Origin of the sequence: Rothia sp. P5766 (assembly GCF_048513555.1) — a bacterium.
Taxonomy (GTDB): Bacteria; Actinomycetota; Actinomycetes; order Actinomycetales; family Micrococcaceae; genus Rothia.
In genome coordinates, this window is the sequence record NZ_JBLXXS010000022.1 from 1 (window position 1) to 18039 (window position 18039).

14 protein-coding genes and 1 pseudogene are annotated in these 18039 nt (G+C 60.9%); 6 read left to right on the forward strand and 9 right to left on the reverse strand.

The window, feature by feature from the left end; genetic code table 11:
- A pseudogene (locus ACN08V_RS09930) lies at positions 1-1152 on the forward strand (HSP90 family protein); the annotation flags it as partial.
- Positions 1153-1173: 21 nt separating this feature from the next.
- On the forward strand, positions 1174-3171 hold the full coding sequence (locus ACN08V_RS09935) for a hypothetical protein (protein WP_419105432.1): 1998 nt from the start codon (positions 1174-1176) through the stop codon (positions 3169-3171).
- Positions 3172-3226: 55 nt separating this feature from the next.
- On the opposite strand, the gene ACN08V_RS09940 is transcribed toward ACN08V_RS09935, so the two are convergent.
- From ACN08V_RS09940 to ACN08V_RS09950, 3 genes are all read right to left on the reverse strand, one after another.
- Complete coding sequence (locus tag ACN08V_RS09940; RefSeq protein WP_419105433.1) at positions 3227-4609, reverse strand: MATE family efflux transporter; 1383 nt, start codon at positions 4607-4609, stop codon at positions 3227-3229.
- Between the two features lie 65 nt (positions 4610-4674).
- Positions 4675-5220: a GNAT family N-acetyltransferase gene (locus ACN08V_RS09945; protein ID WP_419105434.1), complete on the reverse strand. Its 546-nt coding sequence runs from the start codon at positions 5218-5220 to the stop codon at positions 4675-4677.
- 386 nt (positions 5221-5606) lie between these two features.
- Positions 5607-6032, reverse strand: a complete 426-nt coding sequence (locus ACN08V_RS09950; protein WP_419105435.1) for an RNA-binding S4 domain-containing protein — start codon at positions 6030-6032, stop codon at positions 5607-5609.
- Positions 6033-6173: 141 nt separating this feature from the next.
- Between ACN08V_RS09950 and ACN08V_RS09955 the strand changes: the two genes are divergently transcribed.
- Entirely contained in the window at positions 6174-7148 is a 975-nt protein-coding gene (locus ACN08V_RS09955; RefSeq protein WP_419105436.1) for a sucrase ferredoxin, read from the forward strand.
- 17 nt (positions 7149-7165) lie between these two features.
- Here the strand turns inward: ACN08V_RS09955 and ACN08V_RS09960 are convergent, their stop codons facing one another.
- A complete protein-coding gene (locus tag ACN08V_RS09960) occupies positions 7166-8119 on the reverse strand; it encodes an alpha/beta hydrolase (protein ID WP_419105437.1) in 954 nt (317 codons plus the stop codon).
- A 162-nt stretch (positions 8120-8281) separates the two neighbouring features.
- Between ACN08V_RS09960 and ACN08V_RS09965 the strand changes: the two genes are divergently transcribed.
- Both ACN08V_RS09965 and ACN08V_RS09970 read left to right on the forward strand, forming a co-directional pair.
- On the forward strand, positions 8282-9940 hold the full coding sequence (locus tag ACN08V_RS09965) for an alpha-keto acid decarboxylase family protein (RefSeq protein WP_419105438.1): 1659 nt from the start codon (positions 8282-8284) through the stop codon (positions 9938-9940).
- Between the two features lie 196 nt (positions 9941-10136).
- Entirely contained in the window at positions 10137-10394 is a 258-nt protein-coding gene (locus tag ACN08V_RS09970; protein ID WP_419098847.1) for a metal-sensitive transcriptional regulator, read from the forward strand.
- 118 nt (positions 10395-10512) lie between these two features.
- Here the strand turns inward: ACN08V_RS09970 and ACN08V_RS09975 are convergent, their stop codons facing one another.
- Positions 10513-11304 (reverse strand): TSUP family transporter, encoded by a 792-nt coding sequence (locus tag ACN08V_RS09975; protein ID WP_419105439.1) that lies wholly within the window; start codon positions 11302-11304, stop codon positions 10513-10515.
- Positions 11305-11387: 83 nt separating this feature from the next.
- The gene (locus ACN08V_RS09980; protein ID WP_419105440.1) at positions 11388-12815 is read right to left on the reverse strand and encodes an amino acid permease; all 1428 of its coding nucleotides are present in this window, start codon (positions 12813-12815) and stop codon (positions 11388-11390) included.
- Between the two features lie 105 nt (positions 12816-12920).
- Between ACN08V_RS09980 and ACN08V_RS09985 the strand changes: the two genes are divergently transcribed.
- A complete protein-coding gene (locus ACN08V_RS09985) occupies positions 12921-13322 on the forward strand; it encodes a DUF3800 domain-containing protein (RefSeq protein WP_419105441.1) in 402 nt (133 codons plus the stop codon).
- Positions 13323-14102: 780 nt separating this feature from the next.
- On the opposite strand, the gene ACN08V_RS09990 is transcribed toward ACN08V_RS09985, so the two are convergent.
- From ACN08V_RS09990 to ACN08V_RS10000, 3 genes are all read right to left on the reverse strand, one after another.
- Positions 14103-15482, reverse strand: coding sequence for an NAD-dependent succinate-semialdehyde dehydrogenase (locus ACN08V_RS09990; protein ID WP_419105442.1), 1380 nt, complete (start codon positions 15480-15482; stop codon positions 14103-14105).
- Between the two features lie 129 nt (positions 15483-15611).
- The gene (gene gabT, locus ACN08V_RS09995; protein ID WP_419105443.1) at positions 15612-16955 is read right to left on the reverse strand and encodes a 4-aminobutyrate--2-oxoglutarate transaminase; all 1344 of its coding nucleotides are present in this window, start codon (positions 16953-16955) and stop codon (positions 15612-15614) included.
- A gap of 73 nt (positions 16956-17028) precedes the next feature.
- Positions 17029-18039: NAD-dependent succinate-semialdehyde dehydrogenase (locus tag ACN08V_RS10000; protein WP_419105444.1), on the reverse strand; the 1011-nt coding region annotated here is incomplete at its 5' end.

Genomic DNA, 18039 nt, shown 5'->3' on the forward strand with positions numbered 1-18039 from the left:
CCCAACCAGCATGAACGCACCATGGCCCTAGCTACCTATGCAGAAAAAACCCTGGGCATCACCCCACTTGCCACGATCGACCTAGAGGTACCGGCCACCGGCACCAGCGGGGTCGCCTACATACTCCCCCAGGCCGTCTCACCGGGTTCTGGCCGCCACCGGGTTTACGTCAAGAACATGCTGGTAGCCTCCCGTGAGGACTCGCTCCTACCCGACTGGGCCTTCTTTGTGCGGGCGGTCGTCAATTCTGAGGGGCTGACCCCCACCGCCTCCCGCGAACAGTTGCGCGAGGACGAGGTGCTCCTGCTCACCCGCGAAGCAATCGGGGACCAGCTCAAAACCTGGATTACGCAAGCTCTGGCAGAGCCAAGTGCCCTGCGCGACCGCTTTGTGCAGACCCACAACCTAGCCCTACGCGCTGTTGCCCTTGCCAGCGACGACATGCTCGATGTGGTTGCCCGCTCCCTCCCCTTTGAAACATCCCAGGGGCTTGCCACCCTCACCGAGGTCACCGATGCCGCCGGGCAGATTCTCTACACTCCCACCACCGAGGCCTACCGCCGTATAGCCCCCGTGGCCCGCGCCCAAGGCCTATGGGTGGTCAACGGCGGCTACGTCTACGACTCAGACCTGCTAGCTAAGCTGGCTGACCGCCCCGGCTGGCAGGTCACCGAACTCACCAGCCAGGACGTGACCCAAACCCTTTCCTCTGTGGAGATGGAGCGGGAGTTTGACGTGATGCCAGCCCTGGAACTCGCCCGCGCTGTACTATCCCCCCAAGACTGCGGGGCAACCCTGCGGGTCTTTGAACCGGCCAGCGTACCGGCAGTTCTGCTGCGCGATGCCGACGCCGAACGCCGCCGCGACCTCACCCAAGAAGCCCAGCAGGCTGATGGGCTGTGGGGCGATCTTCTTGGCTCCCTAGCAGGTCAATCCACCGAGCCCAGCCGCACCCTGGTGCTCAACGACGCCAACGAGAACGTCCAGCGGCTACTGCACCAGCCGCATCACCCCTCCTTTGAGCCCGGCATTAACACCCTCTACCTCTCGGCACTCATGCTGGCGGGTGAGGGCCTGCGCGGCAGTGAAACCACCCTGCTCAGCGACAGCCTGGCCCAGCTTCTTGAAGCCGCTCTGCGCCCCAACACCTAGTTTTCACCAGGGAGAAACACCGTGTGGTCCATCCACGAAGCCACCCAGAAGATAGCTCACACCCGCACGCTACCCTATGGGAGCGCGCGCACCGCCGCCGCAGAGTACATTGCCCGCACCCTTGAGAACGAGGGGCCGGAGCAGGTTCTACCGCAGGCCCTCCTAACCCTGGTGGAGGCCTATGTCTTTGGCCAGCCAACCCCCGCCTCTTTTGCGGTCTTCTCTAAGCTCTTACGGCTGTGGGACACCCACCCCGAATACTTTGACGACGAAACCGCCAAGGCCCTCTTTTGGCAGTTCAAGTGGGTCACCGGCGACCTGACCGCCTACCCGCAGATTTCCAAGGAGCAGGCCCGCCAGCTCCTTGATGAGATGCGTAAACGCTACCGCCTAGCCGGGCTGGGCGATAGCGCCGCCGACCGTGCCGAACACATGTGGGCCGCCCATATTGGCGATGACGAAGCCGCCCAAACCTGGCAGGCCCGCTGGCTCTCCCACGGTGAGGACGAGATGGATTGCGGCTCCTGCCGCCACGGGAGCAATCTGCGGGATCATATGGCCGCCGGGGAGTTTGAGCAGGCTGTTGCGCTCGGTGCCCCGACCGAAGATTTGTGCAACCGCGAACCGGCGTCCTCCCACCGCCAGCTTGCCCTGGCCCTGCTTCACCTGGGCAGGGGCGAGGAGGCCGGGCGGGAGCTTTTGCGTGCCCAGGCCAACAGCCAGCACTATGACCCCGACGATGTGGGTGTAGAGTTTGAGATTTTAGCGCGCGGCCAACAGTTAGAGCGCGCCTTTGCTCTGTTGAAAAAACACGGCAAACGGGCGCTGGCCCTGGGTGGCGACCCCGGCGATAACCGTAACTTCTTGCGCTACCTGGTAGCCGGTCTGGCCTGGGCCCGCCAGGAGAAGGGACAGATGCCCACCGGCTTGAGCGGTTTTACCCCCGCATCTTCTGCCGGGAGCCAGGGAGGTCAGTCAGCAGAGGTGTCTCGCGCTACCCTGGGTGAGCTCTACGACTGGGCCCTGGCCCAATCCCTACCCCTGGTTGCGGCTTTTGACCGGCGGGCGGGTAACACATGTTTTAGTGAATCGCTGGCAGATGCCGAGCTAAAATCTGTTCTCACCCCCTTGGTTCTTCCGGAGGGGCAGGCCGCGAGCGCCCCCTTAGGGCCTAAGGGGGAATCTGCCGGTGAGCCTGTTTCTTACACTGACTCTGCACAGGCAGGTTTGATGTCGCCGGATACTGCCGCCGCAGGTGAGGGTACAGATGGCCTACTGGCGGAGGGCCGCTACGACCGAGCCGCCCAGGCCTACTTGGAACAGGCCATTAGCTATGAGGGTGCCGGTCAGCTTGCGGCGGCGGGGCAGGCACGGGCTGAGGCCGCTATCTGCACCAAGCTAGTGGGCCGTGAAGCTGAAGCTGCCGCCCTCTTGAGCCAGGCTTTTGATCTGCTGGTAGCCGGTGATGCGCACCCCGCGCTTCTGGTAGAGACGATACGCCAGTGGGCCCCAGTGGCTGAGATTCTGGGGGATTACGGCGCGGTGGTGCCTGCTGCCCAAGTTGCCCTTGACCGGGTAGAGAGCGCCCTGGTTCCTGCTCAGGAGGGCAGTGAAGCCCGACCCAGCGGCACCGGCATGAGTGCCTTACCGCACCCTGACCTCCTGGTTTATCTACTAGCCCAGGAGCTGGTTGCGCGGCTGGATGCGGCGGCGGGAACATCTGACCCTCAGCAGGTTCAGGCGGGCTTGGTCGCGGCGGCCGATGCTTATGCTGAGCTGGGTTTCCCCGAGCGTTCGGCGCGTCTGCTCGTGCTGGTTGCTGAGTATGCCCGTGAGCGGGGCGGAGTTGAGGGCGCTGTCAGCGCCTATCAGCGGGCCAGGGAGCTCTTTCAGGGGGTGGGGCTGGTCGAGTCAGCCACCGCCGCCTTAGATGCCTGCCTTGATTTACTCCAGACCACCGGGCAGGGCCACCGGGTAGAGGGTCTTATCGAGGGGCTACTGACGCAGGACGGCCAATAACCTGCGGGCTTTCTTTCCAACTGCACGGGCTGCTCGCGCATCCGGGTGAAACTGGCTAACGGATCCAGACGCCGGTGCGGGCCCTCCACCAGAGCGTAGTGGCGCGAGCGCCCATGTACCAGAGGGCGTAGGCGCACCAGAGGAGCAGGTAGGCGGCGGTGGCCCCGGCGGGGAAGGAACTACCGGCCCACCACAGGTAGAGGCCCACCAGCACCGGCAGGTAGGCGGCCAGGGTGAAGAAGGCCGCCAGGCCCAGGTAGCGCACATCCTGGGCACCGATGAGGACGCCGTCCAGAATAAAGACGTAGGCCGCCAGGGGCTGGCCTGCTCCCAGTACCAGCAGGGAGAGGGCAAAGAGGTGCTGGACCTGCGGGTCGGAGCTAAAGATCCAGGCCGCACCGAACCCTACGGCGGGGCAGGCTAGGGCGGTCACTAGCCCGAAGAGGACGCTCCAGCGGACCAGCCGGTTTTTCAGCTGGGTGACGGCGGCACGGCCCTGGGGTGTGGTCAGGTTTTGGGTGCCCATCTCTTGACCCAGGAGGGCTTGGGCGGCAATGGCAAGGGAGTCTAGGGCGAAGGCCAGTAGGTTGAAGAAGGCCATGGTGAGCTGGTAGGCGGCCAGGTTTTTCTCACCCTGGGCGGTGACCACGAAGACGGTGGCAAGCAGGGCGACGCGCATGCAGGCGGCGCGAACCATCAGCCAGGCACCGACCTTAAAGACGGCCCCCAGTCCAGCCCTGTCGGGTGCCCAGCCCTGTTCTTGCCCGCGAGTGCGGGCCAGCACTGAGGCGGTGAGTACCAGGGCCATAGCCCATTGTGTGAGAGCGGTTGCGGCCGCTGAACCGGCCACGCCCCAGCCCACAGGATAGACCAGAACCCAGCTCAGCAGCACGTTGAGGGCGGCCCCGGCTATGGCGACGTAGAGCGGGGTTTTGGTGTCTTGGAAGCCGCGCAGGGCACCTGTTGCGGCCAGAACGATGAGCATGCCGGGCAGACCGGCCAGAGAGGGCAGCAGGTAGGCGTTGCCGTAGGTAAGTACCTGACCCTCACCGCCCAGGGCTTTGAGTAGGGGGTGAGCAAGGAGGGCTAGAAGCAGAGCAAAGAATACTCCCAGGCCAGCGGCTACCCATAGGCTGTTGCGGGTAGCGGCAAAGGCGCGCCCGGTGTCACCTGCGCCGACTGCGCGGGCGACGGCGGGCGTGGTGGAGTAGGCCAGGAAGACCATGAGGCCCACCAGGGTTTGAAGGACTGTGGAGCCCAAGGTCAGGCCCGCAAGTTGGGCGCTCCCCAGGTGGCCTACGATAGCTGAGTCTGCAAGCACCAAGAGCGGCTCAGCAATGAGTGCGCCGAAGGCAGGTAGGGCAAGGGCAAGAATCTGACGATTCAGGGAGGGGGTACTCCCCCGGTCTGCTGGTCTGGTTTGAGCTGCGTTTGGCATAGCTTCTAGCCTAGCTCTTAGGCTGAGCCCTCCACCAGGTAGGCTCTGGGCAGTTCCAAGGGTAGCTAGGGGCGGGCCATAATGTAGGTTTTACGTCCGGCAAACCTATCGGTTCGCACCTGCACAAATCCCTCTTTTTCGTAGAAGCGGATTGCGCGGGCGTTAGTGGTCAGTACTTCTAGCTCGGCGGGACCGGGGTCAAGGACCCGGCTGAGCAGGGCGTGGGCGATACCGGTGCCGAAAGCCTGTGGGTGCAGGTAGAGCATCTCAAGTTTCTGCACCTCATAGGGTATGCGGGTGGCAAAGGCTAGGCCCAACAGACCCCCTAGATCTGCGGGGCTAGTCTGTGGTGCCGCTACAGTTTCCGCTGATCGCACAGCCACTAGGGCACGGCGGCGCTGGCCCAACTGGGGCTGTACGTCCTCACCGGTACCAGCGGTGGATTCGAGCCACTGGGCAAAGCCCTCGGCACGGGCTTCTAGCTGGCTCTCCTGAGCCTTAAAGACCTCGGGGGTAAAGTCGCCGGCGTAGGCTTCTCGCCAGGAGGTAATACGCAGCTGCTCCCAGGCCCTTGCCTCCGCTGGCAGAGGTGGGCGAACCTCAAATTTCACGGTGTCCTCCAACCCCACCAAAAGATGTGAGATGGGTGGGGGCACAGAATATCGTACAACACCAACCTGCGAAGGATGTTTTTCTGTCAGTGGGAGGTAGTAGGCGAAGTCCTGCACCAGCACACCGGGGGCTAGCTAGAACTGGCGGGTTCCCACGATGGTGTAGCCCATCTTCTCCTAGAACTTCTGAGCCCGGCAATTCTCCTGGTGGGTAGCTCAATAGATGCCCTCTATCCCGGCGGCAGGAGCCTGGTCTTTTAACCCGCTCCATGAGCTCACCGGCCAGCCCGTTACCCCGCACAGCAGGGCCCAGACAGAACTTACTCAGGTAGGCGGCTGTGCTGAGAATCTCACCGCATCAGGCAGAGAGTGGAGGCCGTGAGCACTTACGCTTTCTCGTAGCCGCGCAGCTTATTGAGGGCGCGACGTTCAGTTTTAGTGGGTCTGCCCGCGCCGCGTTCGCGCCGGGGTAGGGTTCCGCTGGTCAGGTAGGCGGGCTTGGGGGCAGAGATGTCCTCGTAGCAGGTAACAGCTACGGGTGCGCCGACCCGTTTGGACAGGGTTTTACGTACCACCAGTGTGCGCTCCCAGCCAGGGTAACGCACGGTGACGGTGTCTCCGGGGCGCACCTTTTGGGAGGGCTTGGTGTGGGCCCCATTAAGCCGAATGTGGGCGGCCTTTACTTCGCTGGAGGCCAGCGAGCGCGTCTTAAAGATGCGGACGGCCCACAGCCAGGCGTCAAGTCGAACGGGTGCCTGTGCTTCTTCTGCCGCGGGTGGGGGCACCGCTCCGGCGCCGGTGGGTTGAGTCATGTCTTCTAGGGTAGTCACCAGGCCACCTCAATAAAAGCAGGGGCCGGGTCTGTAGCAGCTAAGAGCATTGCATGAAGCCAAGGGGTAGCGCCTCAGAGGCCCCATGGGCAGAGCACTGTTACCGGCCCTAGACTGGATGGTATGGCTTTTACTTCTCCTACAGTTAGAAAGCAGGCGGAGCTTCCAGCGGGTTCCTGCTCTCTACCTCGCGATGAGGCTCTTCCCGGTACAGCGGCCCAGGTAACTACCTGGGTTCTTGTGGAGCACCCGGGTGGCTGGGGGCGAGATATTCTGGATGGGTCAGCATTTGGCCAGCCTCTCTCCACTGAGCTGTCGGCGCGCATGGAGCAACTGGGGGCCCGCCTGCTTCTGGTGCGTAAGCCGGGACGGGAGGGCCAGGTACTTATGGCTAGTGGGGAGTCCCGCAGGGCCTACCTTGCCCGGGTAGGAGGTCGGGGCTTTGAGCCTGCCGTGCTTTATACTTTTGAGGTTTCAGATGTGGCAGACCTGCTGACGCTCCCCCTGGAAAAGCCAGAAACTATACCCGGACTAGTTGTTTCACGTGAAACCCTGGTGCTGATATGCACCCATTCTAAGCGCGACCGGTGCTGTGCCTTACTGGGACGCCCCTTGGCGGCTTTCCTCCAGGAGCAGAGCACCGGGGTGCAGGTATGGGAGTGCTCCCACACCGGAGGCCACCGTTTTGGCCCGGTTGCCCTCACCCTACCCAGTGGCTACACCTATGGGCGGCTCACTTTTGAGCAGGCCTTAACTCTCGCCTCTGACATCCGGTCTGAGCAGCTTGCTTTAGCGGGCCTAAGGGGACGCTCAGCCCACACCCCTATCGAGCAGGTAGCGGAAGTTACAGTGCGCTCCTACCTTGTCCAAGAGGGCGAGAAGCCACGAATCAATGACCTCAGCCCCGAACGGGTAAACACACCGGCAGACGGAACCGTCCAGAGCGCACGCGTGACCCACCGGGACGGGCGGGCATGGCTAGTTACCGCCCATGAGGTAGAGCTACCTGCCCGGCCGGCCTCCTGCGGCAAAGACCCCAGCCCGGCAACTAGCTGGCAGGTAGAGAGCATAGCCCCCACCCAGCCTGCGGAGGGCTAGACAGCTCTAGCGCCCTCTTAGTCCACTGCCAGCCGCCGCATAAACCGGCCCATAAGTTCGTAAGCTTGACTGCGGGCGGGTTGGGCGGAGAGAAAAACATCGTGAGTAGCACCGTCAATGACTTTACTGGTGACATCGTTGCCCAGTTCTAGGGCCCAGCGGCGGATTTGCTGAACAGAGAGTACCGCGTCAAAGTCATGTTTCTGGCCCGGTGCGCTCAGCCGCCCGGAGCGGGCTGAGGTCAGTACCAGCACCGGGGCTGTGATGCCGGTACCCCGGTGGAGCTTAGCCTGGGCGCGCCGGATAGCGGTGAGCCAGCCTGCGTAGATGGGAGGGAAGTCGAGGGTCTTCCAGGCGGTCTTGAAGTCCCAGGTGCCGCCGGTGCTGTGGTGCAGGGAACGGGCGTAGGGGTCGGGTGCGGGCTTTTTGAGGACGGTGCGCGGGTTCAGGCGGGCGGCGGTAGCGGCCAGGGCGGTCAAACCGGCCTGGGCAACCGGCCCTTCAAAGTGATCCAACCAGGGCGAGTTGAGTATCAGGGCGGTAAGTTCTGGCGGGGCGGTCTGCCCCGCCCACAGGCTGGTGATGAGCCCGCCGGTGGAGTGCCCCATGAGCACCACCTGCTGGTGCCCGTCACGGCTGGTTATTAGTTCCCAGGCGGTGTCCAGTTCTGCAAAGTAGTCGGTGATGTCCTCGGTGTAGAAGGGGGTCTGGCCGGTGCGCAGGGAACGTCCGTACTTTCGTAGGTCAAGGGCGTAGAAGTCGTAGCCACGGGCTGCCCACCAGTCCCCCAGTTCCCGCTGGAAGAAGTAGTCCACAAAGCCGTGTACATAGAGCACAGCACCCGCTGACGGGGTGGGGCCAGAATCGGCGGGCCGGTGAACCAGAGTGGCCACCAGCGGGCCTTCGGAATCAGCGCCCAGGTCAAGGCTTTCGGCTGTGTAGGGGTGCCCAAGAATATCCTGCTCTTTCATAGGGTCAGTCTACGCCCACCGGCAGGCGAGAAGGTTTCTTACGCCCCTGTGACGCTGGGGCTAGGGGCAGTTTATTCAAGCTAGCATCCGGCCCTATCATAGAGAGAGACAAACGTGATGCTAACAACATTATGTGGTTACCCCCAGAGAAAGGCCCGACCTTTGACCTACACCGTCAGCGACTACCTCCTTGACCGACTTGTTGAGCTGGGGGTTACCGATATTTTCGGTGTTCCCGGCGACTTTAACCTCCAATTCTTGGACCACGTGGTTGCCCACAAGACCCTGGCATGGGTGGGCAACGCTAACGAGCTCAATGCCGGCTACGCCGCCGACGGCTATGCCCGTGTTAACGGTATTGGTGCCCTGGTGACCACCTACGGGGTGGGTGAGCTGTCGGCTATCAACGCCACGGCGGGTTCCTACGCCGAGCATGTGCCCGTCCTGCACATTGTGGGTGCGCCCTCTAAAGATGCTCAGGCCGCCCACCTGACCATGCATCACACCCTGGGAGACGGCGATTTCACCCACTTTATCCGCATGGCCTCCGAGGTTTCCTGCGCTGTGGCTAACCTGGAACACGCCACCGCGACCGGTGAGATTGACCGCGTCCTGCGCGAGATGATGATTCAAAAGCGGCCCGGTTATATTCTGCTAGCTACCGATGTGGCCCGGGTTGAGGTGGCACCGCCCCAGGCACCGCTGGAGCTGCCCCAGGCGCTCTCATCCCCCGGTGCTTTAGAGTCCTTCCGGGCAGATCTTGCCACAGCACTTGCAGGTAAAAAGGCCACCGTTCTAGCGGACCTACTGGTTCACCGCATGGGGGCGCAGGAACAGCTGGCCCAGCTCCTTGCCACCACCGGCCTACCCTACGCCACCCTCATGTGGGGTAAGACCCTGGTTGATGAGTCCAAGCCTGCCTTTGCGGGCATTTATGCCGGCCTTGTTTCTGATGCGCGGGCAAAGGATGCTGTGGAGCAGGCCGAGGCCCTGATTTGCGCCGGTGTCACTTTTACCGATACCACCACGGCTGGTTTCTCGCAGAAGCTCCCCGAGAATACTGTCTTTTTGGGGGCGCAGACCGCCAAGATTGGTCGGCGCACCTATGCCCCACTGACCCTGGCTGCCGCTCTCGATGTGGTGCGGGAGGTTGCCCTTGAGGTGGGAGCCCAGCCCAAGGAGCTCCTGCCCTGGGCCGAGGAAGAAAACCAGGGAGTAATCGCCTGGGATGAGCCGCTCACCCAGGATGTTCTCTGGTCTCTGCTGTCTCAGAAACTTTCACCGGGCAATATTGTGGTGGCCGACCAGGGCACCTCTTTCTTCGGTATGGCTTCGCGCCGCTTCCCCGAGAACTCAATGTTTATTGGCCAACCCCTGTGGGGCTCTATTGGCTACACCCTACCGGCTATGTTGGGGGCGGCTATAGCTGACCGTTCAGCACGCGGGGTTCTGCTCATTGGTGACGGCTCAGCCCAGCTGACCTTCCAGGAAATCGGTACCATGCTGGAGCAGAAAATTAACCCGGTGGTGGTGCTCATTAATAACAAGGGTTACACGGTGGAGCGTGCTATCCACGGAGCCACCCAGCCCTACAACGATATCCGCACCTACAACTGGCAGCTGATTCCGGCGGCTTTGGGCGCACAGGAGGACGATGTACTCATGCTCAAGGTCTCTACCGCCCGTGAGCTGGTCGAGGCTGCCAAGCTCACCCACCAAACCCGTGACAGGCTGGTCTTTATAGAAGTCGTCATGGATCAGGACGACGTCCCGGCTCTGCTGGCGGATGTGGCCGCTGCACTGACCCGCGCCAACTCATAGGTGGCACCTGCCAGTAGTCCGCCTTAAAAATAGCCGCCCCTCTCCCCTGGTTCTAGGTGGGAGGGGCGGTGCTTTTGCAGTATGCCTGCCGTGAGTAGGTATGCCAGGGAAAAGCGGTGTAGCTCTCAAAATACGATAAACCCCGGGGGGTATAATTTTTCTGTAGGGACCACCCAAACACGAAAGTAGAGAAGCCGTGAAACTCGATCCCGATGAGATGAAACCCGTCATCAACCGTCTTAAGCGTGCCCAGGGCCAGCTCAACGGTGTTATTCGCATGCTCCAAGAGGGCGATGACTGCCAGAAAATTGTTACCCAGCTGGCCGCCGCATCCAAGGCGGTAGACCGGGCCAGCTTTGCGGTGGTGGCCTGCGGCCTTCAGCAGTGCCTAGCGTCCGATAACCCGGAACTCAGCCCCCAGGAACTTGAAAAAATGTTCCTCTCCCTGGCCTAAAGCAGACCCCAGATACTAGTAATGCCCCGGCAAGGTATTTGGCGTAGGGGAAGAGACCGCGCTGGGGCACATCAATCTGTGCGGGGAGGTCGGTGGGGATAGCCGTCGTGTGCTGTCCTTACCTTGATGCGGCCAACTGAGTGAGGGTACTGACAGCGATATATATGGAAATAAGGTAGAGGAAGCCTGCGAAGGAAAGCTGGAGAGCCCTGCGGGAGACACGTTTACCCACCCAACCGCCAGCAAGTACTCCTGCCACGGTGGTCAGCAGTAGGGGAAGCAGTAGCGCCCAGTCGAGGGCCGCCAGGTGGCTGGCGCTCAGGGCGAGAGTGATAAGGCTGTTAATGAGGATGACCAGCAGGGAGGTAGCCACAGCCGCCCCCATTCCCAGCCCCAGAATCAGGGTGAGGGCGGGGACAATAGCAAAACCTCCGCCCACACCAAAGAAGCCAGTCAGAAAACCTACCCCGCTAGCGGCACCGATGAGGCGGGTGAGCCGACCGGGTGCTAGATGGGTGGTGTGAGCGGGGTGGGAGGGGCGTGCGGGTGTGGCCCTGAGGGCCTTGGTCACCATGAGGCTTGCCACCACTACTAGGAGTGCGGAGAAGGCCAGGAGCAGGGCGCTGCCGTCTACCCCTACAGATAGCATCCGCCCCACAGAGGCACCGGCTATACCCAGGGCACCAAAGGTAATGCCCTGCCGCCACCGAACGGTGCGAGCGTGCGTGGCGATTCCGGTAATAGAACCCAGGCTGACGATAACGAGTGATGCCAGGGTGGCAGAAGCTGGTGCCATTCCAGCCCCGTAGACCAGCAGGGGCACGGCCAAGATAGCGCCGCCGCCGCCCAGGGCGCCCATGAGTAGGCCAATGAGCAGGCCCCCTACCAGCATGAGAAGCACCAAGGCCACCTTTCTATTACCTGATCCATCTCACCTTAGGCTACCCCAGGTGTGCACCCGGGCAAGGTAACTTGCCGTGCCTGCGCAGGCAGTTAGTCATTCAGGGCCTTCTTGCGGGCCAGCGGCCACAGGGCAAGCATGGCAACAGTGACCATCAGCGAGGTGTACACCTGGGTACGACCCGATTCACTACCCATCATGACCACCAGAACAAAAAGCACCCCGCCAATCAGGACGATATTCAACCAAGGGAAAAGCCAGACCTTCAGTTTAAGGTCAGCCACCTGCTCCGGGGTCATTGTGCGGCGCAGGTTCCACTGGGTCAAGGCAATAAAGACATAGACAAAGAGCGCCACCAGGCCAGCGGAGTTCATGATGAACTCAAAAATACCGGAGTCAGGAGCCACAAAGTTCACCAAGGAAGCAATCACACCACCCACGGTGGAGGCAAAGAGCGCGTAGACCGGCACTCCCCTACTTGACCTACGGGCTAGGAGGGCCGGGCCGAAGCCCTGCTGGGCGAGCGCAGCGGCCATACGCGATGCCGAGTAGAGACCAGAGTTCAGGACCGACACCACGGCGGTAAAGATAACCAACTGCATGATGACCGACGCGGCGGGAATCCCCAGGCGTTCAAAGACCTGGGTGAAGGGCGCGGCTGCGACGTTGGTGGGTTCAGGTAGCTCATCCCAGGCAATGACCATGCAGATCACCGCAATAGCCCCTACAAAGAAGAGCAGGATGCGCCAGATAATAGTGGAGGTAGCCTGCCTAATCCCCTTAGCCGGGTCCTCAGATTCAGCGGCGGCCATCACCGCAATTTCGGTGCCAAAGTAGGAGAAAATCACCAGGGCAACACCGGTGAGGGCGATACCGTAGCCGTGCGGGGCGAACCCGCCGTGGGCCCAGAGGTTGCTCACGCTCAGGGTGGCATCTGGCCACAGGCCCAGGGCGTAGAGGGTGCCTGCCCCCAGGAAGACCACAATAGCGAGCACCTTAATGGAGGCCAGCCAGAACTCGACTTCACCGAAAGTACGTACCGAAATGAGGTTGGTGCCCACAAAGATTGCAAGCAGGGCCAGGGAGGCACCCCAGGCGGGCAGGCCGGGGAACCAGGTGGCCAGGGTTTCACCACCGAGCACCGCCTCGTAGGCCAACACCCCTACCCAGAAGTACCAGTAGAGCCAGCCCACCAGGTAGGCCGCCCAGTTGCCTAGGCCCACCCTGGCGTATTCCATGAAGGAGCCGATGGAGGGGCGGGCGGCGGCCATTTCACCCAGCATCCGCATAGCCAGGAAGACCAGTAGACCACCCATGAGGTAGGAAAGGATAGCAGCCGGCCCCACGGACCGAATAACGTTGCCGGAGCCCACAAAGAGTGAAGCCCCGATGATGCCACCCAGGGTAATCATGGTGACGTGGCGGGGCTTGAGCTTGTGGACGGTGGTATCCCCCGAGATACCGGGGGCTGGCCCGTTGGGTGTTGATGCTTGGGGGCTGTTGGCAGGAGGGTGAGCCATGAGTTTCTCCTTATGGGCAGGTGGTGTCACCAAGAATCACTTTCCCACTAGACTACACACAAGACACACCCATATGACCTGAGACACTGTTATATTTCTTGGCAGGTGCCACCAGGCACTACAGGCAAGCCCGAGAACCTGGCGGTTAACCGTCAGAAAGTCTACAAGTGGCTTATCCAAAAGATTGATCAAGAGCTTGCATCTAGACATTCTCTAGGGATTATCTATATGGATGGCGATGGAAGCGACACCTCGTATCGTGATACTCACCGTAGCCTACCTCGTTCCGAACGGAACATTATCGAAGATCCTATTTACCTGGACTCTAAGACATCACAGTTCATGCAGATGGCAGACCACGTAGCCTGGTGTGCAAACGCCAGTATCGCCCAAATACCCAAACATTCTTTTGCGCATCGATGGTATGAACAGTACTTATCGGTAAGAGATGTGGCTAGAAAACCAATTATTTTAAATACACCTGATATAGATCCTTTAAACAGCTAGAACCCCTTGTTCTACCTGTGTAGAGGGGTTCTGCGCTTCTAAATATACTGGTTTGGACACGGGCAAGTCAAGAGTAGAAAATTTCTCTGATCATCCGCTTAGAACCGCCCTCGCTTACCGGCTCGATGAAGTGAGCGGGTGCGCAACACCCAGGAGCGAACGGAGTCCGCGGCAAGGCCGGGGCGCGAATCGCCCTTGCGAGCGAAACGCACCGGGCAAGAGGGTCCGCAGGCAGGTAGCACCCCTAATCTCTTGAGATAAGAAAGTAAAAGTATGGAACACCATAAATTGGTCCGCTACCAGAGAACCACTTAATTAGACTTTCTTCACATCAAGCCGGGAACACCCTCCCCTAAATCTAGAAAATCTAGATTCCAAACAGAAAGTTATGCCCCATGAAGACCTCCCTAAAGCCCATACCATCGCTCTTCCTGAAGGCCCCACTGGTAGGCATAGGTGGTATCTCAGCTACCGCAGTTGCCCACCGTTTTACCCTATAAACCTATGTTTACAACACCAGAAGAATCCAGGGAAGCTCTAAACGCCCTAGCATCATCCATGCTCTTCTTAATTTCTTTAGTGTCCTCAATACTCATAATAATTTTTCTGACCTCCAGGGGCGGGCAAGAATATCCACATCATCGTCCCACTCATGACTTTTTACTGCCTGGTGAATCTAATAAATAGCTGTAGAAAAATTTATATCAGCCGACACCAATAAGTGAAGCCTGCCCTCACCTTCTCTATCAGAGGGTGAAGACAGGCTTGACCGTATGGCTCTTACTTCTGCACGAAGTAGAGGCGCTTGTTGACAAACTCGTCCATGCCGTAGGGGCCCAGCTCACGGCCATAACCGGAGTTCTTCACCCCGCCGAAGGGAATCTCAGCTCCCTCCCCGGCAGGAGTGTTCACATTGGCCATGCCCACATCCAGCTGACGGGCCAGCTTCTCGGCACGCTCCCGGTCCTGGGAGAAGACCGCACCACCCAGGCCGTACTGGCTATCATTAGCCAGAGCCAGGGCTTCCTCATCACTGCTGACCCTATAGACGGTAGCAACAGGGCCAAAAAGTTCCTGGTAGTAGACCTCAGAACCCACAGGAACATCGGTGAGGACAGCTGGGGAGAAGTAGGCGCTGGTGTCATCGAGTAGTTCACCACCGGCATGCAGGGTGGCACCGGCGGCCACGGCCTCATCCAGTTGCTTCTTGAGGCCCTCAGCGGCAGAACGTGAGGAGAGGGCCATGTAGGTCGTATCGTCAGCTTCGGTCGGCTTGCCGGGCTTCATAGCCTGGGCCAAGGCAACCAGTTCAGCTACGAACTCGTCATAGATGTCCTCCATGACGATCAGGCGCTTATTGGAGTTGCAGGCCTGACCGGCGTTGTACATGCGGTAGCCCCAGGCGGTTGCCGCGGCGGCCTTCACATCGTCGGTATCAAGCACAATGTAGGGGTCAGATCCGCCCAGTTCCAGAACGGCCTTCTTGAGGTTGCGGCCTGCAATGCCGGCAATAATGGATCCGGCGCGCTCTGAGCCGGTCAGGGAAACACCCTGAATGTGGGGGTGCTCAATGATGGTTTCAATCTGCTGGTGGCTAGCAAAGACGTTCAGGTAGGTGCCAGCTGGTAGACCAGCGTCCAGCATCAACTGTTCGATAGCCTGGGCGGAGCGGGCACAAATTTCGGCGTGCTTGAGCACGATGGTGTTACCCAGCATCAGGTTGGGCGCGGCAAAGCGGGCCACCTGGTAGTAGGGGAAGTTCCAGGGCATGATTCCCAGCAGGGCGCCCAGGGGGCGACGCTGAATGTAGGCCTCAGAGCCTTCGGTCTGGGAGGGGATTGGCTCGTCCTTGAGCTGGTCAGGAGCGATATCTGCATAGTAGGTGAAGATCGCGGCGGAGAACTCAGCCTCTTCAAGGGCTTCGGGCAGGGACTTACCGGTTTCGGTGCAGATGATTTCTGCTAACTCCTGCTTGCGCTCTTCAAAGAGCTGACCGATCCGGCGCACAATGGCCGCACGATCCTCCAGGCTGGTCTTGCGCCAGGTCAGGTAGGCGGCGTGGGCGCGCTCTACAGCCTGGATGGCTTGCTGGTCGGTGAGAGTGGGGAAAGTTTCGAGGATCTGCCCGGTGGTGGGGTCCTCTACGCGGTAGTTACTCATGGATCATATTCCTTTTGTGTCTCTTAGGGTTGATGCGGCTAGGCGCTCCTAGGCCGACTAACCAGCTCGCAGACGATTCATGCCAGCCAGCCGATTGCCGGGGACACCCGCCCTGCCTATCGCTGGGTATTAGCCGGCGACCTTGCGGATTTCTTCAACGAAGATATCCAGGGCCTGGCCCAGCAGTTCATCACCGATGGTCAGCGGCGGCAGCAGGCGCACCACGTTACCGTAGGTGCCACAGGTCAGAATGAGTACACCGCGCTCAGCGCAGGCGGCGGCAATCTCTTTAGCGGCGGTGGCGTGGGGTTCCTTGGAGTCGGAATCTGCCACGAACTCCACGGCGAACATAGCGCCACGGCCACGGATTTCACCCACGATGTCCAGCTCTTCAACCAGGGGGGCCAGCTTCTGGCGGGCGATTTCTTCAATGTGGCGGGCGCGGGCAGAAAGATCCCACTCTTCCATGGTGTCGATAGTGGCCAGGGCTGCAGCGCAGGCCACGGGGTTACCACCGTAGGTGCCGCCCAAACCGCCGGGCTGGACTTTGTCGAAGAGTTCGGCGCGGCCGGTGACAGCAGAGAGGGGCATACCACCGGCAATACCCTTAGCTGTGGTGATCAGGTCAGGTTCGATACCTTCGTGGTCGCAGGCGAACCAGCTACCGGTGCGGCAGAAGCCAGCCTGTACTTCGTCAGCGATAAAGACGATGCCCTTTTCGCGGGCCCAGGTGACGAGCTCGGGCAGGAAGCCCTCGGCGGGTACGATGAAGCCGCCCTCGCCCTGTACGGGTTCAATCAGGATTGCGGCCACATACTCGGAGCCAATCTGCTTTTCGATCATGTCGATGACCTTGGCGGCAGCTTCCTTACCGCCGACGTTGCCATCGCGGTAGGGGTAACTCATGGGTGCGCGGTAGACCTCGGGCGCAAAGGGGCCAAAGCCCTTCTTGTAGGGTGCGGCCTTGGCGGTCAGTGCCATGGTCAGGTTGGTGCGCCCGTGGTAGGCGTGGTCAAAGACCACTACGGCGTTGCGCCCTGTGGCGGCGCGAGCGATCTTGACGGCATTTTCTACAGCCTCAGCGCCGGAGTTGAAGAGCACGGTACGCTTGTCGAAGTCGCCGGGGGTGAGCTTATTGAGTTTCTCGGCAACAGCCACGTAGCCCTCATAGGGGGTGACCATGAAGCAGGTGTGGGTGAAGTGACTGACCGCTTCTTGGACGGCGGCCACAACCTTGGGGGCCGAAGCGCCCACGGAGGTCACGGCAATACCGGAGCCCAGGTCGGCAAAGGAGTTACCGTCCACATCGACGATCACACCACCGTCTGAGTCTGCGGTGTAGACAGGCAGGGTGGAGGCCACGCTACCGGGTACGTTGGCGCTGCGGCGGGCGGCCAGTTCTGCTGAGCGGGGGCCGGGGACGGGACCGTTTAGCTTGATTTCTTGGGGCAGGCGGTAGGTAATCTCAGCCATGGTTTTCCTTAAAAAGTTTTGTAATTACAGAAAAGTTGGGTGGCCGCCGGTGGGGACCGGCGGCGCAGGGTAGCTAGCTGGTGTAGGGGTTACGCATGCCGATGTACTGAATGGAGGAGTACTCGTCAATGCCTTCTGCCGCGCCTTCACGGCCCATACCGGACTGTTTGACACCACCAAAGGGGGCCGCCGCGTTAGAGACGACACCGGCGTTGAAGCCCATGATGCCGAACTCTAGGTGGTCAGAAGCCCGGTAGAGGCGGTCGATGTTTTCGGTAAAGACGTAGGAGGCCAGGCCGTATTCGGTGTCGTTGGCCAGGGCGTAGGCTTCGTGTTCCTTGCTGAAGGTAAAGATGGGGGCGATGGGCCCAAAGATTTCTTCGCGGGCTACGCGAGCGTCCAGGGGCACATCAACTAGCACGGTGGGCTGGAAGAAGTAGCCGGCGCCCTCCCCCTTCTTACCGCCGGTGAGCACGCGGGCACCCTTGGCGACAGCGTCTTCAACCAGGGCAACCATGGAGTCCTGGGCCTTCTGCTCAATGAGCGGGCCACAGGTCACGCCCTCATCCAGGCCATTGCCCACCACCAGTTCGCTCATTTTCTGGGCAAACTTCTGGGAGAACTCTTCGGCCAGGGATTCGTGGACGATGAAGCGGTTAGCGGCGGTGCATGCCTCACCGATGTTGCGCATCTTGGCGGCCATGGCCCCGGCAACCGCCTGGTCGATGTCGGCGTCCTCAAAGACGATGAAGGGGGCGTTGCCGCCCAGTTCCATGGAGGTACGTAGGACGTTCTCAGCGGCCTTTTTAAGAAGTTGCTTACCCACCGGGGTGGAGCCGGTGAAGGAGACCTTGCGCAGGCGCGAATCGCTCATGATGGGCTCGGAGATAGCTGCCGCCGACTTGGAGGAAACCACGTTGAGTACACCTGCGGGCAGGCCGGCGTCCATGAGGGTTTGGGCCAGGTATTGGCTGGTGAGCGGGGTTAGGCGGGCTGGCTTGAGCACCATGGTGCAGCCTGCGGCGATGGCGGGGGCTACCTTGCGGGTGCCCATGGCCAGGGGGAAGTTCCAGGGGGTAATGAG